The 18,555-nt window shown below is 65.6% G+C and carries 15 protein-coding genes; 11 read left to right on the top strand and 4 right to left on the bottom strand.

Annotation, left to right across the window (positions count from 1 at the left end; genetic code table 11):
- Nucleotides 1–10 precede the first annotated feature (10 nt).
- The 8 genes from Q8S30_RS08250 (at nucleotide 11) to Q8S30_RS08215 (ending at nucleotide 9,393) form a co-directional block, all read left to right on the top strand.
- A complete protein-coding gene (locus tag Q8S30_RS08250; protein WP_305665531.1) occupies nucleotides 11–619 on the top strand; it encodes an NADH-quinone oxidoreductase subunit J in 609 nt (202 codons plus the stop codon).
- Between the two features lie 94 nt (nucleotides 620–713).
- On the top strand, nucleotides 714–1,019 hold the full coding sequence (gene nuoK / locus Q8S30_RS08245; protein ID WP_066813201.1) for an NADH-quinone oxidoreductase subunit NuoK: 306 nt from the start codon (nucleotides 714–716) through the stop codon (nucleotides 1,017–1,019).
- A gap of 7 nt (nucleotides 1,020–1,026) precedes the next feature.
- Nucleotides 1,027–3,162: an NADH-quinone oxidoreductase subunit L gene (gene nuoL, locus Q8S30_RS08240; RefSeq protein WP_305665530.1), complete on the top strand. Its 2,136-nt coding sequence runs from the start codon at nucleotides 1,027–1,029 to the stop codon at nucleotides 3,160–3,162.
- 16 nt (nucleotides 3,163–3,178) lie between these two features.
- Nucleotides 3,179–4,717, top strand: a complete 1,539-nt coding sequence (locus tag Q8S30_RS08235) for an NADH-quinone oxidoreductase subunit M (RefSeq protein WP_305665529.1) — start codon at nucleotides 3,179–3,181, stop codon at nucleotides 4,715–4,717.
- 10 nt (nucleotides 4,718–4,727) lie between these two features.
- Entirely contained in the window at nucleotides 4,728–6,170 is a 1,443-nt protein-coding gene (gene nuoN / locus Q8S30_RS08230; protein ID WP_305665528.1) for an NADH-quinone oxidoreductase subunit NuoN, read from the top strand.
- On the top strand, nucleotides 6,160–6,927 hold the full coding sequence (locus Q8S30_RS08225) for a biotin--[acetyl-CoA-carboxylase] ligase (RefSeq protein WP_305665527.1): 768 nt from the start codon (nucleotides 6,160–6,162) through the stop codon (nucleotides 6,925–6,927). The genes nuoN and Q8S30_RS08225 overlap by 11 nt, the downstream gene beginning before the upstream one ends.
- Nucleotides 6,928–6,937: 10 nt before the next feature.
- Complete coding sequence (locus Q8S30_RS08220) at nucleotides 6,938–7,717, top strand: type III pantothenate kinase (RefSeq protein WP_305665526.1); 780 nt, start codon at nucleotides 6,938–6,940, stop codon at nucleotides 7,715–7,717.
- Complete coding sequence (locus Q8S30_RS08215; RefSeq protein WP_305665525.1) at nucleotides 7,714–9,393, top strand: ribonuclease J; 1,680 nt, start codon at nucleotides 7,714–7,716, stop codon at nucleotides 9,391–9,393. The genes Q8S30_RS08220 and Q8S30_RS08215 overlap by 4 nt, the downstream gene beginning before the upstream one ends.
- 305 nt (nucleotides 9,394–9,698) lie before the next feature.
- Here the strand turns inward: Q8S30_RS08215 and Q8S30_RS08210 are convergent, their stop codons facing one another.
- Nucleotides 9,699–11,372 (bottom strand): DEAD/DEAH box helicase, encoded by a 1,674-nt coding sequence (locus Q8S30_RS08210; RefSeq protein WP_305665524.1) that lies wholly within the window; start codon nucleotides 11,370–11,372, stop codon nucleotides 9,699–9,701.
- Nucleotides 11,373–11,666: 294 nt separating this feature from the next.
- Here Q8S30_RS08210 and Q8S30_RS08205 point away from each other — a divergent pair, with 294 nt between their 5' ends.
- From Q8S30_RS08205 to Q8S30_RS08195, 3 genes are all read left to right on the top strand, one after another.
- Nucleotides 11,667–13,046, top strand: coding sequence for an esterase-like activity of phytase family protein (locus Q8S30_RS08205; RefSeq protein WP_305665523.1), 1,380 nt, complete (start codon nucleotides 11,667–11,669; stop codon nucleotides 13,044–13,046).
- Nucleotides 13,047–13,183: 137 nt separating this feature from the next.
- The gene (locus Q8S30_RS08200; RefSeq protein WP_305665695.1) at nucleotides 13,184–13,603 is read left to right on the top strand and encodes an OsmC family protein; all 420 of its coding nucleotides are present in this window, start codon (nucleotides 13,184–13,186) and stop codon (nucleotides 13,601–13,603) included.
- A 96-nt stretch (nucleotides 13,604–13,699) separates the two neighbouring features.
- Nucleotides 13,700–14,509: a transglutaminase family protein gene (locus Q8S30_RS08195; RefSeq protein WP_305665522.1), complete on the top strand. Its 810-nt coding sequence runs from the start codon at nucleotides 13,700–13,702 to the stop codon at nucleotides 14,507–14,509.
- A gap of 363 nt (nucleotides 14,510–14,872) precedes the next feature.
- Here the strand turns inward: Q8S30_RS08195 and Q8S30_RS08190 are convergent, their stop codons facing one another.
- From Q8S30_RS08190 to Q8S30_RS08180, 3 genes are all read right to left on the bottom strand, one after another.
- The gene (locus Q8S30_RS08190; RefSeq protein WP_305665521.1) at nucleotides 14,873–15,349 is read right to left on the bottom strand and encodes a hypothetical protein; all 477 of its coding nucleotides are present in this window, start codon (nucleotides 15,347–15,349) and stop codon (nucleotides 14,873–14,875) included.
- Between the two features lie 50 nt (nucleotides 15,350–15,399).
- The gene (locus Q8S30_RS08185; protein WP_305665520.1) at nucleotides 15,400–17,004 is read right to left on the bottom strand and encodes a peptide chain release factor 3; all 1,605 of its coding nucleotides are present in this window, start codon (nucleotides 17,002–17,004) and stop codon (nucleotides 15,400–15,402) included.
- Nucleotides 17,005–17,396: 392 nt separating this feature from the next.
- Nucleotides 17,397–18,437 carry a Hint domain-containing protein gene (locus Q8S30_RS08180; protein WP_305665519.1) on the bottom strand — a complete coding sequence of 347 codons (1,041 nt, stop codon included), beginning with the start codon at nucleotides 18,435–18,437 and terminating at the stop codon, nucleotides 17,397–17,399.
- Between the last annotated feature and the right edge of the window lie 118 nt (nucleotides 18,438–18,555).

Below are 18,555 nucleotides of genomic sequence, written 5' to 3'. Positions count from 1 at the left end.
GGGCCGCGGAATGAGCGTTTTCGAGTTTTCCTTCTACCTCTTCGCCATCACCGCCGTCGTGGCGGGGCTGATGGTCGTCATCTCGCGCAACCCGGTGCATTCGGTGCTGTGGCTGATCCTGGCCTTCCTGTCGGCCGCGGGGCTATTCGTGCTGATGGGCGCCGAGTTCGTGGCGATGCTGCTGGTGATCGTCTATGTCGGCGCGGTCGCGGTGCTGTTCCTGTTCGTGGTCATGATGCTGGATGTGGACTTTGCCGAGCTGAAGGGCGAGATGGCGCGCTACATGCCGATGGGCCTGCTGGTCGGCGTGATCATCTTGCTGGAGCTTGGCATGGTGTTCGGCGTCTGGAAGACCTCGGACATGGCCGAAAGCCTGCGGGTTGCGCCCACGCCGGAGGGGGTGCAGAACACAGCCGCGCTCGGGATGCTGATCTACGACAAATACGTCTTCCTGTTCCAGACCGCCGCGCTGATCCTGCTGGTGGCGATGATCGGGGCAATCGTGCTGACGCTGCGCCACCGCAAGAACGTCAAGCGGCAGGACGTGCTGCAGCAGATGTACCGCGATCCGGCAAAGGCGATGGAACTGCGCGACGTGAAGCCGGGGCAGGGGCTTTAGGCGACACGCAAACGACACGGGGCCGCGCGATGGTGACGCGGGCTTACGGCACCAGACGGAATAGCGGGCGCCTCAACGGCCCGGAGGGACGAATATGATCGGACTGACACATTACCTGAGCGTTGCCGCCGCGCTGTTCGTGATCGGCATCTTCGGCATCTTCCTGAACCGGAAGAACGTGATCGTCATCCTGATGTCGATCGAGCTGATGCTGCTGGCCGTGAACATCAACTTCGTCGCCTTCTCGGCGCATCTCAACGACCTCGCAGGGCAGGTGTTCACCATGTTCGTGCTGACGGTCGCTGCGGCCGAGGCGGCGATCGGCCTCGCGATCCTGGTCTGCTTCTTCCGCAACCGCGGCACCATCGCCGTGGAAGACGTCAACGTGATGAAAGGCTGACGGGCAAATGGAAACGATCATCCTCTTTGCCCCGCTCGTGGGCTCTCTCATCGCGGGCTTCGGCTGGCGGCTGATCTCGGAAACCGGCGCGCAGGTGGTGACCACGGGCCTGCTGTTCCTGGCCTGTCTCCTGTCCTGGGTGGTGTTCCTGGGCCATGACGGCACCACGCAGCACATCCACATCCTCGACTGGATCCAGTCCGGCACACTGGCGACGGAATGGTCGATCCGCATGGACCGGCTGACCGCGATCATGCTGATCGTCGTCACCACCGTCTCGGCGCTCGTCCACCTCTACTCCTTCGGCTACATGGCCCATGACGACAACTGGGGCCATCACGAGCACTACAAGGCGCGCTTCTTCGCCTACCTGTCGTTCTTCACCTTCGCCATGCTGATGCTGGTGACGTCCGACAACCTGGTCCAGATGTTCTTCGGCTGGGAGGGCGTGGGCGTCGCGTCGTACCTGCTGATCGGCTTCTACTACAAGAAGCCTTCGGCCAATGCCGCGGCGATGAAGGCCTTCATCGTCAACCGGGTTGGCGACTTCGGCTTCGCGCTTGGCATCTTCGCGCTGTTCTACCTGACGGACTCGATCCGGATGGATGACGTGTTCGCCGCCGCCCCGCAGCTGGCGGAAACGCAGATCAGCTTCCTGTGGACCGACTGGAACGCCGCCAACCTGATCGGCGTGCTGCTGTTCATCGGCGCGATGGGTAAATCGGCGCAGCTTGGCCTGCACACCTGGCTGCCCGACGCGATGGAAGGCCCGACACCTGTGTCGGCGCTGATCCATGCCGCGACGATGGTCACCGCCGGGGTGTTCCTGGTCTGCCGGATGTCGCCGCTGTATGAATATGCACCCGATGCGAAGATGTTCATCATCTACATGGGCGCCTCGACTGCGTTCTTTGCCGCGACCGTCGGCCTGGTGCAGAACGACATCAAGCGCGTGATCGCCTATTCGACCTGCTCGCAGCTTGGCTACATGTTCGTGGCCGCGGGGGCGGGTGTCTATGGCGCCGCGATGTTCCACCTGCTGACCCACGCCTTCTTCAAGGCCATGCTGTTCCTTGGCGCCGGTTCTGTCATCCACGCGATGCACCATGAGCAGGACATGCGGAACTATGGTGGGCTGCGGAAGAAGATCCCGCTGACCTTCTACGCGATGCTGATCGGCACGCTGGCGATCACCGGCGTCGGCATTCCGCTGACCCATATCGGTTTCGCCGGCTTCCTGTCGAAGGACGCGATCATCGAGAGCGCCTATGCCAGCGGGGTAGGCTATGCCTTCTGGCTGCTGGTCATCGCGGCGATGTTCACCTCGTTCTACTCCTGGCGGCTGATGTTCCTGACTTTCTGGGGCAAACCGCGCGGCGACCATCACGCCTATGACCATGCGCATGAGAGCCCGAAGACCATGCTGATCCCGCTGGGGGTGCTGGCGCTTGGCGCGGTGTTCTCGGGGATGCTGTGGTATAACAGCTTCTTCGGCGACCATAATCAGGTGGCGAGCTTCTTCGGAATGCCGCAGCACGCCGAGGCTGCGGTAGAGGGTGAGCACGCCGCCGAGGGCGCTGCGGCCGATGCCGCGCCGGTGGCGACGACCGAGGTTGCTCCGGCTGCCGAAGCCGCCGCGACCGAGGCTGCTCCGGCTGGCGAGGCGCATGCCGCCGCCGCGGCGCATGGCCCGATCGGCGCGATCTACATGCACCCGGACAACCATGTGATGGACGACGCGCACCACTCGCCTGTCTGGGTCAAGGTCTCGCCCTTTATTGCGATGCTGATCGGCCTTGCGACGGCCTGGATGTTCTACATCCGCGATCCCTCGCTGCCTGGCCGCCTGGCCGCGCTGCAACCCGCGCTCTACCGCTTCCTGCTGAACAAGTGGTACTTCGACGAGATCTACGAGGTGCTGTTCGTGCGCCCCGCCAAATGGCTCGGCCGGTTCTTGTGGAAGCGCGGCGATGGCGACGTCATCGACGGGTCGATCAACGGCGTGGCGCTTGGCATCATCCCGTTCTTCACCCGCCTCACGGCAAGGGCGCAGTCCGGCTATCTCTTCCACTATGCGTTCGCCATGGTGATCGGCATCGCGGTGCTGATCACATGGATGACGCTCTCGGGCGGCGCTGAATAAGGGGGCGCGCGAACACATGGAAAACCTGCTGTCCATCATCACCTTCACACCGCTGGTTGCGGCGCTGATCCTTGCCGTCTTCCTGCGGGGCGAGGACAAGGCCGCGCAGTCCAATGCGAAATGGGTGGCACTGGTCGCCACGACGGTGACCTTCCTCGTGTCGATCTTCCTGATCGCCGGGTTCAATCCGGCCGATACCGGCTTCCAGTTCGTCGAGGATCACGACTGGATCATGGGCCTGCGCTACAAGGTCGGCGTCGATGGCATTTCGGTGCTGTTCGTGATGCTGACCACCTTCCTCATGCCGCTGACCATCGCCGCCTGCTGGAATGTGGAAACCCGCGTCAAGGAATACATGATCGCCTTCCTGGTGCTGGAAGGGCTGATGATCGGCGTGTTCGTCGCGCTGGATCTGGTGCTGTTCTACCTCTACTTCGAGGCGGGGCTGATCCCGATGTTCCTGATCATCGGCATCTGGGGCGGCAAGGACCGGATCTATGCCGCGTTCAAGTTCTTCCTCTATACCTTCCTCGGCTCGGTGCTGATGCTGGTGGCGATGATCGCCATGTATGTCGATGCCGGCACAACCGACATCGCCGCGCTGCTGCGCCATGATTTCGCCTCGCAGACCATCGGCCTGTTCGGCTTCCAGATCATCGGCGGGATGCAGACGCTGCTGTGGCTGGCCTTCTTCGCCAGCTTCGCGGTCAAGATGCCGATGTGGCCGGTGCATACCTGGCTGCCCGATGCCCACGTTCAGGCCCCCACTGCGGGCTCTGTCGTGCTGGCGGCGATCTTGCTGAAGATGGGCGGCTATGGCTTCCTGCGCTTCAGCCTGCCGATGTTCCCGATTGCGTCGGATCTGCTGGCGCCGCTGGTGCTGTGGATGTCCGCCATCGCCATCGTCTATACCTCGCTGGTCGCGCTGGCGCAGTCCGACATGAAGAAGCTGATCGCTTACTCCTCGGTTGGCCACATGGGCTATGTCACGATGGGCATCTTCGCCGCCAACCAGCAGGGCGTCGACGGCGCGATCTTCCAGATGATCAGCCACGGCTTCATCTCGGGCGCGCTGTTCCTCTGCGTGGGCGTCATCTATGACCGGATGCATACCCGCGAGATCGATGCCTATGGCGGCCTTGTGAACCGCATGCCGGCCTATGCGCTGATCTTCATGTTCTTCACCATGGCGAACGTCGGCCTTCCCGGCACCTCGGGCTTCATCGGCGAGTTCCTGACGCTGGTGGGCATCTTCCAGGTCAACACCTGGGTCGCCGCTGTCGCCACCTCGGGCGTGATCCTGTCGGCGGCCTATGCGCTCTGGCTCTATCGCCGGGTGGTGTTTGGCGAGCTGATCAAGGAAAGCCTGAAGTCGATCACCGACATGACCCGCCGCGAGAAGATGATCTTTGCCCCGCTTGTGGCGATGACCCTGCTGCTTGGCGTCTATCCGAGGCTGGTGACCGATATCATCGGCCCCTCGGTCACCGCGCTTGTCACCGAATACCATGCGTCGATCCCCGCCGATGTGGCGGGCGTCGCGGCCAGCCACTGAGGACCGGACCATGACCTCTGCCGATTTCTCCACCGTCCTGCCCGAGGTGCTGCTGGCCGTCTACGCCATGGCGGTGCTGCTGCTGGGGGTTTACGGCGGCAAGGACAAACTGACCGGCGCCATCACCTGGGCCACGGTGGCAACGCTGCTGCTGATCGCGGCGATGGTCGGCTTTGGCAGCGGCGGCAGCCGCAGCGCCTTTGGCGGCCTCTTCATCGACGATGCCTTCGCGCGCTTTGCCAAGGTGACGCTGCTGCTGTCGGCCGCCGCGATCCTGGCAATGAGCCAGGATTACCTCGCGCGGCGTGACATGGGGCGGTTTGAATACCCGGTGCTGATCGCGCTGTCGGTCGTCGGCATGATGATCATGGTCTCGGCTGGCGATTTGATGAGCCTTTACATGGGGCTGGAGCTGCAGAGCCTTGCGCTCTACGTCGTGGCCTCGATCCGCCGCGACAGCGTGAAATCGACCGAGGCGGGCCTCAAGTATTTCGTGCTCGGCTCGCTGTCGTCGGGCCTGCTGCTCTATGGTGCCTCGCTGACCTATGGCTTTGCTGGCACCACCTCGTTCACCGGGATCGTCGCCGCTCTGCAGGGCGCCGAGCAGATCCCGCTGGGGCTGCTGTTCGGCATGGTGTTCCTGATCACCGGCCTTGCCTTCAAGGTCTCGGCGGTGCCGTTCCACATGTGGACGCCCGACGTCTATGAGGGCGCGCCGACGCCAGTCACTGCCTTCTTCGCGACCGCGCCGAAAGTGGCCGCGATGGCCCTGTTCGCGCGGCTTGTCTATGACGGCTTCGGCCCGGTGGTGGGCGACTGGACGCAGATCGTGGCGCTGCTGGCGGTGGCCTCGATGTTCCTTGGCTCCATCGCTGCGATCGGCCAGCGCAATATCAAGCGGCTGATGGCCTATTCCTCGATCGGCCATATGGGCTTTGCGATGATGGGCCTTGCTGCGGGCACCGCTGCGGGCGTGCAGGCGATGCTGCTGTATATGGCGATCTACGTCACCATGAACGTCGGCACCTTCGCCTTCATCCTGTCGATGAGCCGTGATGGCCAGCCGGTCACCGATATCTCTGCCCTCAACCTCTATTCGCGGCGCGAGCCGGCGAAGGCGATGGCGATGCTGGTGCTGATGTTCAGCCTTGCGGGCGTGCCGCCGATGCTGGGCTTCTTCGCCAAGTATGGCGTGCTGATGGCGGCTGTCGGCGCAGGCATGACCTGGCTGGCGGTTCTGGGCGTCATCGCCTCGGTCATAGGCGCGTTCTATTACCTGCGGCTGGTCTACTTCATGTATTTCGGCACCGAGACCGAGGTGCTGGACACGCGGATGCCCGCCATCCAGTGGCTGCTGCTGATCGGCTCCGCCGCGGCGATGGTGATCGGCGTGGTCAACATGTTCGGCATCGAAAGCGCCGCGACGCTGGCGGCAGAAGCGCTTGTCCGGTAGCACCGCGCTCTGGGACTGGCCCGAGGGCGTGGCCCGCCACGTCCTGCCCGAGGTCGACAGCACCAATGCCGAGGCGGCGCGCCTTGCCCCGCATCTGACGCAGCCGACCTGGATCCTGGCGCTGCGCCAGACCGCGGGCCGCGCCCGCCGCGGCCGCAGCTGGCAGGGCATCCCGGGCAACTTCTCCGCCACTCTGGTGATGCGCCCCACTGGCAGCCCGCAGGATGCGGCGCTGCGCAGCTTCGTCTCGGCGCTGGCGCTGCACGAGGCGCTTGGGGTGGTCATCGGCCCCGCTGCGAGCCTCGCGTTGAAATGGCCCAATGATGTGCTGCTGAACGGCGGCAAGGTCGCCGGGATCTTGCTGGAAAGCCTCGGCGGGGGCAGGGCGGTCAGCCACCTCGCCATCGGCATCGGCGTCAACCTTGCGGGCACACCCGACCTTGCAGGGATGGAGCCGACGACGGCGCCGCCCGTCTCGGTCGCTGGCGAGACCGGGTTGACACTGCCCCCCGAAGAGTTCCTGACCTACCTCGCCGCGGCCTTCGCCCGCTGGGAGGCACAGCTGGCGACCTTCGGCTTTGGCCCCATTCGCACCGCCTGGCTCGCCCGGGCGGCGCGGATTGGCCAGACCATCACCGCCCGCACGATGACGGAAACCATCGAGGGCCGGTTCGAGACCATCGACGACACTGGCGCGTTGGTACTGGCAACGGCGCAGGGGCGCCGGGCCGTGCCCGCGGCAGACGTTTATTTCTAAGGGGGGCGACATGCTGCTGTGCATCGACTGCGGCAACACCAACACGGTGTTTTCGATCTGGGACGGGGAGCGGTTCCTGGACACCTGGCGCATTGCCACCGACCACCGGCGCACGGCGGATGAGTATTTCGTCTGGCTGTCGACGCTGATGGGCCTGAAGAAGATCAATGCCGAGATCACCAAGGTCATCATCTCCTCGACGGTGCCGCGTGTGGTGTTCAACCTGCGCGTGCTGTGCAACCGCTATTTCGACACCCGCCCGCTGGTCGTGGGCAAGCCGGAATGTGCGCTGCCGGTGCCGCCGCGGGTCGATCAGGGCACGACGGTGGGGCCGGACCGGCTGGTGAACACCGTCGCGGGCTTCGACCGCTTTGGCGGTGACCTGATCGTGGTGGATTTCGGCACCGCCACCACTTTCGACGTGGTGGATATTGACGGCGCCTATATCGGCGGCGTCATTGCCCCCGGCGTCAACCTCAGCCTCGAGGCGCTGCACGCGGCCGCGGCGGCGCTGCCGCACGTCGATGTGACCAAGCCGCAGTCGGCGATTGGCACGAACACCATCGCCTGCATGCAATCAGGGGTCTATTGGGGGTATATCGGCCTTGTGGAAGGCATCGTGCGCCAGATAAGGATCGAACGCGAACGCCCGATGCGGGTGGTCGCCACCGGCGGACTCGCGCCGCTGTTTGCGCAAGGGTTTGACCTCTTCGATGCGGTCGATGATGACCTGACGATGCAGGGGCTGGTCCTGATACACAGATACAACACGGCACTGGAGACGGTATGAGCAAAAAGGACCGGCTGATTTATCTGCCCCTCGGCGGCGCCGGCGAGATCGGTATGAACGCCTATGTCTATGGCTACGGGCCAGAGGGGCGCGAGCGGCTGATCCTTGTCGACATGGGCGTGACCTTCCCCGACATGGATACCAGCCCCGGCGTCGACCTGATCATGCCCGACCTTTCGTGGCTGGCGGCCCGCGCCGACCGGCTGGAGGCGATCTTCATCACCCACGCGCATGAGGACCATGTCGGCGCTGTCGGCCACCTGTGGCCGAAGCTGAAGGCGCCGATCTATGCGCGCAAGTTCACCGCCGCCATCGCCAAGCTGAAGCTGGAAGATCACGGCGTGCCGACCGATGCGCTGCACATCGTCGCGCCGCGCCCCGATGTGGTCGAGGCGGGGCCGTTCAAGGTGCAGTTCGTGCCGGTCAGCCACTCCATCCCCGAAAGCTCGGCGCTGGTGATCGACACGCCGGCGGGCCGGATCGTGCACACGGGCGATTTCAAGCTCGATGGCAACCCGGTCGTGGGCGAGGCCTTCAGCCCGCAGGAATGGCATGACATCGCCCGCGAGCGCCCGGTGCATGTGATGATGTGCGACAGCACCAACATCTTCTCGCACCATCCGGGCCGCTCGGAATCGGTTCTGGCCGATCCGCTGCGCGATCTGGTGGCGAATTCCAAGGGCATGGTCGTGGCGACCACCTTCGCGTCCAACGTCGCGCGGCTGAAGTCGCTGGCCGAGGCCGGCGAGGCTGCGGGCCGGTCGGTCTGCATGCTCGGCCGGGCGATGAAGAAGATGCTGACCGCGGCGGTGGAGACCGGCGTGCTGACCGACTTCCCGCCGATCGTGACGCCGGAACAGGCGGCGCAGATTGGCCGTGACCACCTGATGCTGATCGTGACCGGGAGCCAGGGCGAGCGGCGCGCCGCCTCGGCCCAGCTGTCGCGCGGGCGCTATCTGGGGCTGGCGCTGAAGGAGGGGGACACGTTCCTCTTCTCCTCCAAGACCATCCCTGGGAATGAGCGGGGCGTGATCCGCATCATGAATGCGTTTTCCGAAATGGGCGTCGATGTGATCGACGATCATGGCGGGCGCTACCACGTCTCCGGCCATGCCAACCGCCCCGATCTGGAAGCGGTGCATGACCTGATGAAGCCGACAATGCTGATCCCGATGCATGGCGAGCACCGGCACCTGCGCGAGCATGTGAAGCTGGCGCTGGCCAAGGGCATCGCCGCCGAGGTGGCCACCAACGGCTCGATGGTGGATCTGACCGGCAAGCGCCCACAGATCGTGGAGCATATCGAGACCGGCCGCATCTATCTGGACGGCGCGGTGCTGATCGGCGCGATGGACGGCGTGGTGCGCGACCGTCTGCGCATGGCGCTGAACGGGCATGTGCTGGCGACGATCATCGTGGATGAGGATGACGTGCCGCTTGGCGATGCCTGGGTCGAGATCATGGGCCTGCCCGCGCTTGGCCGCAACGGCACCTCGCTGGCCGATACGCTCGAGGCGGATCTGGCGGAGTTCCTGGACCGCGTCGACACCAAGACCGTGAAGAACGACGACAAGATGGACGAGGCGATCCGCCGGCTGATCCGTCAGGTCTCGGTCGAAGAGATCGGCCGCAAGCCGGAAGTGACGGTGGTGATCAGCCGGCTGATGGCCGACTGATCACTACGCACGGACCGAACGAAAAGCGAAAGGCCCCGGAGCGATCCGGGGCCTTTTTGCATTGGTGAGTCGCTGTCATCTGGCGCCCCGGCGCGATCAGGCGGCTTGCCAGTGGCAAGCCCGCCCGCGACGGTTGCCGGAAGGCGCAAGCCGCAGGGCAAGGGGGGTGAAGCTTGGGCCCACGGTGCCAAATTCTAATGGGTCCGCCCCGGTGGGCACGAATGTGCCCGCCCTTGGGGGGCGGGCACAGCAGAATTTCACTTGCGGCCGAAATTCTGCAAAATCCCAATGTTGGGCTAGTGGCTTCAGCCCTCAGCCGTATCCGTCGCGACCGGCATCTTGAAGCCGCGCAGCAGGAAGTCGGGCACATGGTCGCCCATGCCGACTACCGGAGCCTCATTGCGCTCGCGGCGGTCATCCCGGCGCGGTTCGCGGCGATTATCCTGCCGGTCGTCGCGGCGCGGTTCCCGGCGCGGTTCCTGGCGGGGCTCGCGCGGCTCCTCGGCGCGTTCTTCGCGGCGGGGGGCAGGGGCGGCGGCAACCTCACGCGGGGCCACTTCGGGCGCGGCCTGCACATCGGTCGGCATTGCGGCCTGCACGGCTTCCGTCACTTCGGCCACCGGGGCTGCCTCGCCGCGCGGCTTGCGGCTGCGGCGTTCGCCATCGCGGCTGGCGTTGCGTTCGGCGCGCTCGCCGCTGCGGTCGTCGGTGCGATCTGCACCGCGTTCGCCGCCACGCTCACCCCCACGGCCCCCGCGGCTGCTTCCGCCCCGGCTGCTGCCGCTGCGCCCCGAGGGCGCATCCGGCTCGCCGGTTTCGCTGGCGATGAAGCCTTCCGGAACCGGCACCCGCGGCAGCGGCATCTTCAGCAGCGATTCAATCGCCGCCAGATACTTCTCATCCGACGGGGTCGAGAGCGTATAGGCCGTGCCCTTGCGCCCGGCGCGGCCCGTGCGGCCGATGCGGTGGACGTAATCCTCGGCATGGCTCGGGACGTCGAAGTTGAACACATGGCTCACGGCCGGAATGTCCAGCCCGCGGGCGGCCACGTCAGAGGCGACGAGGAAGCGCAGCGTGCCGTCACGGAAGCCGTCCAGCGTTTTGGTGCGCTGGCTCTGCTCCAGATCGCCGTGGATCGGCGCCGCATCAAAACCGTAGGCCTTCAGCGACTTGGCGACGATGTCGACCTCGGTCTTGCGATTGCAGAAGATGATCGCGTTGGTGCAGGCCTCGGCCTCGGTCTCGATGATCCGGCGCAGCAGCTCGCGCTTCTGCTTGGCGCCCATGTCGCGGCGGGTCGGGTGCAGCTCGACCAGACGCTGGGTTATGTTCTCACCGGCAGTTGCCTGCCGAGCCACTTCCACCCGGACGGGCGAGTGCAGGAAGGTATTGGTGATCCGCTCAATCTCCGGCGCCATCGTCGCGCTGAAGAACAGGGTCTGGCGGGTGAAGGGGGTCAGCTGGAAGATGCGCTCGATATCGGGGATGAACCCCATGTCGAGCATCCGGTCCGCCTCATCCACCACCATGATCTGCACGCCGGTCAGCAGCAGCTTGCCACGTTCGAAATGGTCCAGCAGCCGGCCCGGGGTGGCGATCAGCACATCGACGCCGCGGTCGATCAGCTTGTCCTGCTCGCCAAAGCTGACGCCGCCGATCAGCAGCGCCTTGGTCAGGCGGGTGTGCTTGGCATAGGTGTCGAAGTTCTCGGCGACCTGCGCTGCAAGCTCGCGCGTCGGCGCCAGCACCAGAGAGCGCGGCATCCGCGCCCGCGCCCGGCCTTGCCCCAGCAGGGTGATCATCGGCAGCGTGAAGCTGGCGGTCTTGCCGGTGCCGGTCTGGGCGATCCCCAGCACGTCGCGGCCTTCCAATGCGTGCGGAATGGCCTGCGCCTGGATCGGGGTCGGCGTTTCGTATCCGGTTTCGGCGACAGCCTGCAGAACACGGGGGTCGAGCGCGAGATCAGAGAATTTGGTCATATGCGTCCTAAGATTGCGGCATCGGGCCGCAAGGGTGAAGGGCGCAAGGTTCCGGCGCCCGAACGAGGATCCCCCGGTGGTCCTCCCGGTAGGGAAGCCTCCCCCGGATAAGGGATGCAGGCGCGTTAGCTGAAATTGGCGGCAAGGTCAATCTGAACGGCACAAAACACGCCATCTGTCGCAAGAAGTTCAGCAAATCGCCGCGGGTCTGTGACGCACCCGCCGCAAGTTCGGCAGGCCCGCGCCGGTTCCGGCGCCCGGTTCCGCTTTCCCCTGTCAGCTTTGGAGCGCCCGATGACCCCCGTCCTGTCCCGCCTTTTCGGCACTGCCGCCCTTGGCGCAGCCGCCCTGCTGTCCCTGCCCGCCGCCGCGCAAGAGGCCGAGACCGTGTTTCCGGCCACCCTCGCCGGCCATGCGGTTCTGCCCGCGCTGTCGCTGATCGCACCGCCCGCCGATGCGCCGCAAGATGCCTGGATCTCGGGCAAGTTCACCGGCCCCGGCCGCAACGGCCGCCCGATGACCGTGATGGGTGACACCGGCGGGATGCATGGCAAGCGCTCCACTGGCCTCGCGCTGCCCTTCATCGGCCAGCCGCTGCAGGGCATGTCGGGCTTTGCGATGGAAAAGGCCGAGGATGGCTCAATCTATGTGCTGACCGACAATGGCTTCGGCTCCAAGGGCAACAGCCCCGACGCGCTGCTGTTCTTCTCGCGCATGGCACCCGATTTCGAAACCGGCAAGATCGCGGTGAAGGAAACCGTGTTCTTGCATGACCCGGACCACAAGGTGCCGTTCCGCATCGCCTATGAGGGCAGCGAGGCGCGCTACCTGACCGGCGCCGATTTCGACCCGGAGTCGATCCAGCTGGTGGACGGCAATCTGTGGATCGGTGAGGAGTTCGGCCCCTATCTGATCAACGCCACGACCGATGGCCGCATCCTGCAGGTGGTGCCGACGCTGATTGGTGGCCAGCCGCTGAAAAGCCCCGACACCCCCGGCGTCAACGTTCCCGCGCAGCCGGGCAAGGATTACCGCGTCGCGCGGTCGGGCGGTTATGAAGGCATGGGGCTGCAGCCGGGCACGGGCCTGCTGTGGGCGATGCTGGAAAAGCCGCTTCTGGGTGAGGATGGTGCGCCGGAAGGCAACTTCCTGACGGTGCTGGCCTTCGATCCGGCAGCGGCCGAATGGACTGGCGACAGCTTCAAGTTCGCGCTCGCCGAAGGCGCGACCGCCATTGGCGATTTCAACTTCATCGACGACACCCGCGCGCTGGTGATCGAGCGCGACAATGGCGAGGGCGATCCGTCGCTGAAATGCGCGGGCGAGCCGATGCCGGACTGTTTCCCGGCCCCGGCGATGCTGAAGCGGGTGGTGCTGATCGACACCGCCAACGTGGACGCGATGGGCTTCGTGCGCCGCATCGGCCATATCGACCTGATGGATATTGCCGATCCCGAGGGCAAGAACCGGCTGGAGACCGTCGCCTCGCGCGATCTGACCGGCAAGATGACCTTCCCCTTCTTCACCATCGAGGATGTGATGAAGGTCGATGACACCCATATCCTGGTCGGCAATGACAACAACCTGCCGTTCTCCTCGGGCCGCCAGCTGGATGGCGCCGCGGATAACGAGATGATGCTGCTGTCGGTGCCGGAGCTGCTGGCGGCGCGCTGAACTCAGGCGCGGCGGATGCAACCCAAGCGCCTCCGCCGCGTTGTTCAACGGACGTCGAGACCCCGGATGGGTCAAAGCTGCTCCCGGCACCCGCAAGGGTCCGGGAGCACATGCACAGGAAAGGACTTCCCATGAAGATCACCAAAAGCGGTTCGGCCGAATGGACCGGCAGCATCAAAGAGGGCAAGGGCACCGTTTCCACCGAAAGCGGCGCGCTGAACGCGCAGCCCTACGGCTTCAACACCCGCTTTGAAGGCGAGGCCGGCACCAACCCCGAAGAGCTTCTGGGCGCGGCCCACGCCGCCTGTTTCTCGATGGCGCTGTCCAATCTTCTGGGCGCCGAGGGCATCACCGCGGACCGGATCGAGACCACCTCGAAAGTGACGATCGAGAAGAAGGGCGAGGGGTTTGAGATCACCGGCGTCCATCTGGTGACGCAGATCGTGGCAGATGCCGAGGAATCCGTGCTGATGGAAGTGGCACAGAAAGCAAAGACGGGCTGCCCGGTGTCGAAACTGTTCAATGCCGAGGTGACGATGGACGCGACTATCGGCTAGGGTCACCAGATTAATTGGTGTAAGCCTCCTTGGCGCCGGCCTCTGTTGGTCGGCGCCACTCAACCCTGCGGCGCGCCGTTCTGGAAAGAAAAAGACATGCTCATCCGTTTCGGCCATGAATTCACCATCACCTGCGACCAGCCCACCCCGATGGTCTGCCTGGTTTCGCCGCATATCGAGCGCCATGCCGATCTGGTCGCGCCCGAGGTGCAGCTGACGAACCCGCAAGTGCCGATGCACAGCTATTTCGACCTCTTCGGCAACCTCTGCCGCCGCTTCGTGGCCCCCGCGGGCGATTTCATGTTCAGCTACGACGCCACACTGCGCGACTCTGGCCAGCCCGATGTCTATGCGCCCGAGGCGAACGAGATCCCGATTGCAGCGCTGCCCGATGAGACGCTGCTCTACCTGATGGGCAGCCGATATTGCGAGACTGACCGGATGAGCCAGATTGCCTGGGACCTGTTCGGTAACGTCACGCCGGGCTGGGGCCGGGTGCAGGCGATCTGCGATTACGTGCACAACCACATCACCTTCAACTACATGGATGCCCGTTCCACCCGCACCGCCTATGAGGCCTGGCAAGAGCGCAAGGGCGTGTGCCGCGACTTCGCGCATCTGTCGGTCACGCTCTGCCGGGCGATGAACATCCCGGCGCGCTATGTGAACGGCTACCTCGGCGATATCGGCGTGCCGCCGGCCGGCGCGGGCGATTTCGCCGCCTGGATGGAGGTCTATCTCGGCGGGCGCTGGTGGACCTTCGATGCGCGCAACAACATCCCGCGCATCGGCCGGATCGTGGTGGCGCGCGGACGGGATGCGGCGGATGTGCCGCTGCTGAACTCCTTCGGCCCGCATATCCTGAAGGATTTCAAGGTCTGGACTGATGAGGTCTGGGAGGGCTGAGGGGAACTTTCGCCCTCTAGCAACTTCTTTCCTTGCCCGGAATCAAGGCGCGAAGCGCCGCCGGGCAGCGCCCATCCGCCCCCTCGGGCGGGCGCTGCTCCACCGTAGTGCCTGGAACCACGGTGGAGTAGCGGCACCATAAAGCGCGTAGAACGGGCGTCGCAGCGCCCACCCTGCGGACGGGGGCCGCCCTCCGACTGTGATCGCAACGGTCGCCTTCTGCTGTGCCCGCCCTGCGGGGGTATCAGAATTTGGCCCCCGTAGAGCCCTTGCCCTGCTGCTCACGCCTCCGGCCAACCGTCGCGGGCGGGCCTTGCCACTGGCAAGCCGCTGATCCCCGGGTCGCTCCCTTCCTGGCCCGCCTCAGGCCGCGCCCATCCCCTCGGTCTCGACCCCAGCCTCTTCCAGCCGGTCTCGCGCCGCGCTCACCACGTCCTTGGCAAAGCTCGCCGCATGGCGCAGCACCACAGCCTCGCCGGTCAGGTCGGGCAGCTTGCGGGCGATCAGCAGCGCGAACCCGCCTTCCAGCTCGGGATTGGCGGCAAAGTCGCGCAGCACCGGGATCGCGCCGCCCTTGGTCAGCTTCTGCCTTGTGCGGGTCAGCCGCGCCGCCTTGCCGCGCTCTTCGGTCAGCACCTGTTCCAGCGCATGGACAGACCGCCACATGTCGCCCTCCACCGTGCCGGGCGCGGGGTCCGGCAGCACTTCCAGCAGCCGGCGGAAGGCCAGATCGTAAAGCGCCGCCGCCTTCTTCTGCCGGGCATTCGCCATGAATCTCCGCAGTTGCGCCGGATCGTCAGAGGTCTCGATCGTCTCGGTGATCCGTTTCATATCGGCCATGCGGCTGCTCCGGGTGAGGGGGAAAGATCACCCCTAGCACGGATGCCCGGTCACACCATCATTTCCTTCGTCGCGGTCAGCCGCAGCTCGGGGAAGTCGCGGACGATGCGGTCGATGTCCCATTGCAGGCGGGTCAGGAACACGATGTCGCCGTCATGGTCATGGGCGATATGCTGCTTGTTGATGTTCACGAAGCGGTCGATCTCGGCCTTGGGGCCGGTGACCCAGCGGGCCGAGGTGAACTGGCTGCCTTCAAACCGCACGGGCAGCGAGTATTCCTGCTCGATCCGGCTCGCCAGCACCTCGAATTGCAGCGCGCCGACGACGCCAACGATGAAGCCCGACCCGATGGCAGGCTTGAACACCTTGGCAGCGCCCTCTTCGGCGAATTGCATCAGCGCCTTTTCCAGATGCTTGGCCTTCATCGGATCGCCCGCGCGCACCGTCTGCAGCAGCTCGGGCGCAAAACTGGGGATGCCGGTGAAGCGCAGCGCCTCGCCCTCGGTCAGCGCATCGCCGATGCGCAGCTGGCCGTGGTTCGGAATGCCGATGATGTCGCCTGCCCAGGCCTCTTCGGCCAGCTCGCGGTCGGCGGCGAGGAACAGCACCGGGTTCGACACCGCCATCTGCTTCTTGCTGCGCACATGCAGGAGTTTCATTCCGCGCTCGAAATGGCCCGAGGCGAGGCGGACAAAGGCCACGCGGTCGCGGTGCTTGGGGTCCATATTGGCCTGCACCTTGAAGACGAAGCCGGTGACGGGCTCTTCCTCGGCGGCGATCTGGCGCTCGGCGGCCTTTTGCGGCTGCGGCTCGGGGCCGAACTCGCCCATGCCGTCCATCAGCTCGCGCACACCGAACGAGTTGATCGCCGATCCGAACCATATCGGGGTCATGTGCCCCTCAAGGAAGCTCTGCCGGTTGAAGGCGGGCAGCAACTCGCGCGCCATCTCCAGCTCCTCGCGCAGGGTCGCCAGCTGGTCCGCGGGGACGTGTTCGGCGAGCAGCGGGTCATCCAGCCCGTTGATCTTGATCGATTCCGCCACCCGGTTGCGGTCGGCGCGGTCGATCAGCTCCAGCCGGTCATGCACGATGTCATAGCAGCCGAGGAAATCGCGGCCCATGCCGATGGGCCAGCTGGCAGGCGCCACGTCGATGGCGAGGTTTTCCTGGATCTCGTCGATGATCTCGAAAGTGTCGCGGCTTTCCCGGTCCATCTTGTTGCAGAAGGTCAGGATCGGCAGGTCGCGCAGACGGCAGACCTCGAACAGCTTGCGGGTCTGGCTCTCCACCCCCTTGGCGCCGTCGATCACCATGATCGCGGCATCGACGGCGGTCAGCGTGCGGTAGGTGTCTTCCGAGAAATCCGAGTGGCCGGGCGTGTCCACAAGGTTGAACCGCCAGCCCTTGTATTCGAAGCTCATTGCCGAGGCAGAGACGGAAATCCCCCGCTCCTGCTCCATCTTCATGAAGTCGGACCGGGTGCGCCGCGCCTCGCCCTTGGCGCGCACTTGCCCCGCCATCTGGATCGCGCCGCCGAACAGCAGGAACTTCTCGGTCAGCGTGGTCTTGCCGGCGTCGGGATGCGAGATGATCGCAAAGGTCCGGCGGCGGGCAATTTCGGGCGGAAGGGCGGGGCGGTTTGTAAGGTCGAGCATGGGGCGCGGTGTAGCCGATGCGCGCGCGCGCGTCCATCGCTGCGGCGTGGGGTGGGGGTGGGGTTGAGACCTCTGGATTTGTCGGCTCCCCCCCACCGTGACCGATTTGGTTCGACGGGTGCCTTGCAGAATTTCGGCCGCCCGTGAAATTCTGCTGTGCCCGCCCTGCGGGGGGCGGGCACATTCGTGCCCACCCGGGCGGGCCCACCAGAATTTGGCACCGTCCGGGAAGGCGGCACCCCCCTTGCCCTGCGGCTTGCGCCTCCGGGCAACCGACGCGGTCGGCTTGCCACTGGCAAGCCGCCTGATCGCGCCGGGGGACAAACCCGGTGATTGCGGCGCAGGCGTCGGGTGCCTGCAGAAGCGCAGCGAGGAAGCGATCCCCGCCCCCCTCAGTCCCGCCGCCGTCCCCGCAGCAGCGCGTCCCGGCCAATCGCGTCCAACGCGGTGCGCGACGCCTCCGTGCCGAAATGCTGGCGCTGGCTGAGGCCGGGGAACCGTTCCCGCACCTCGGCGGAAAACGCCTGAGGCAGCAGGCTCAGCGTCGCCTCGCTCACCAGCAGGCTCTCGCAGGGGATGCCCTCGGCATAGACGATCTCGTGATGGTCGAAGACCAGGCTGAAGTAATCGACGAACCCGCCCTCGCGCAGCCAGATGGATTCGCCATCCACCAGATGCTTGGCCTGCACCAGCAATTCGGCGGTGCTGCCCACCCGCGTCCCGCCGCGCTGATAAAGGAAGATGCGGTGATGCTGGCTGACGATCAGGTCGCCGGCATTGCCAAGCGTGCCACGGCTGATCACCACAGGCGCGAAACTGCCCGCGGCGCGCAGCGTGGCATGGCCCAGCCAGCGGATCGCCTGCGGGCCGTTGTCGCGGGTCAGCACCCTGTCGCCCACCGCCAGCTGCTCCACCGGCTTTTGCGCGCCCCCCGCCATCGCGATCATCGTGCCGCGGGTGAAGGACACGCAGACCATGTCCGACAGCCGCACATCGGGCGGCGGCGGGCTGACGGTCAGTAGCGTGTAATCGGTCTGCAGCGCCACCGGCGACAGCGGCAGTGCAAAATGCCGGTCCGAGGCATCGTGGCGCACCACCAGCACCTCCAGCTTGTCGGCATCGGGCGCCATCATCGTCAGCAGCGACAGCAGCGTCACCCGGTCCCCCGGTTCGCCGATCTCGGACCCTTCCGCCACGGTCTGCGCCTGCCCGTCGCCTGTTTCGGGGCAGAGCATCAGCCGCAAGGGCCGCGCGCTGCGGTGCAGGCGGTAGATGTCGCCCGCCTCGCAGAGGTCCGGTTCGGCCACGCCGTCGCCCTGATTGGCCCCGGCCACCACCTGCAGCACATCCGCCGGAAACACCTGCGCGGCCAGCCCCGGCAAGGGCTGTGCAAAGGTTTCGGGTGGCGGGGGCGGGGCGGCGCGGCGGGTCATGATCTTGTCCGGGCTTGTGGCGGCGTCAGGACGCGGGCATCTTGCGACCTTAAGACTGGGCTATCAGATTGGTTTCATAAGGGTCAACTGCGGGCGAAAATGTGGCGCCGCCCGTGGA

The organism is Frigidibacter sp. (assembly GCF_030695035.1).
Taxonomy (GTDB): Bacteria; Pseudomonadota; Alphaproteobacteria; order Rhodobacterales; family Rhodobacteraceae; genus Frigidibacter.
Note: the sequence above shows the minus strand (reverse complement) of the source record. Positions and strands in the feature narration are given on the sequence as shown.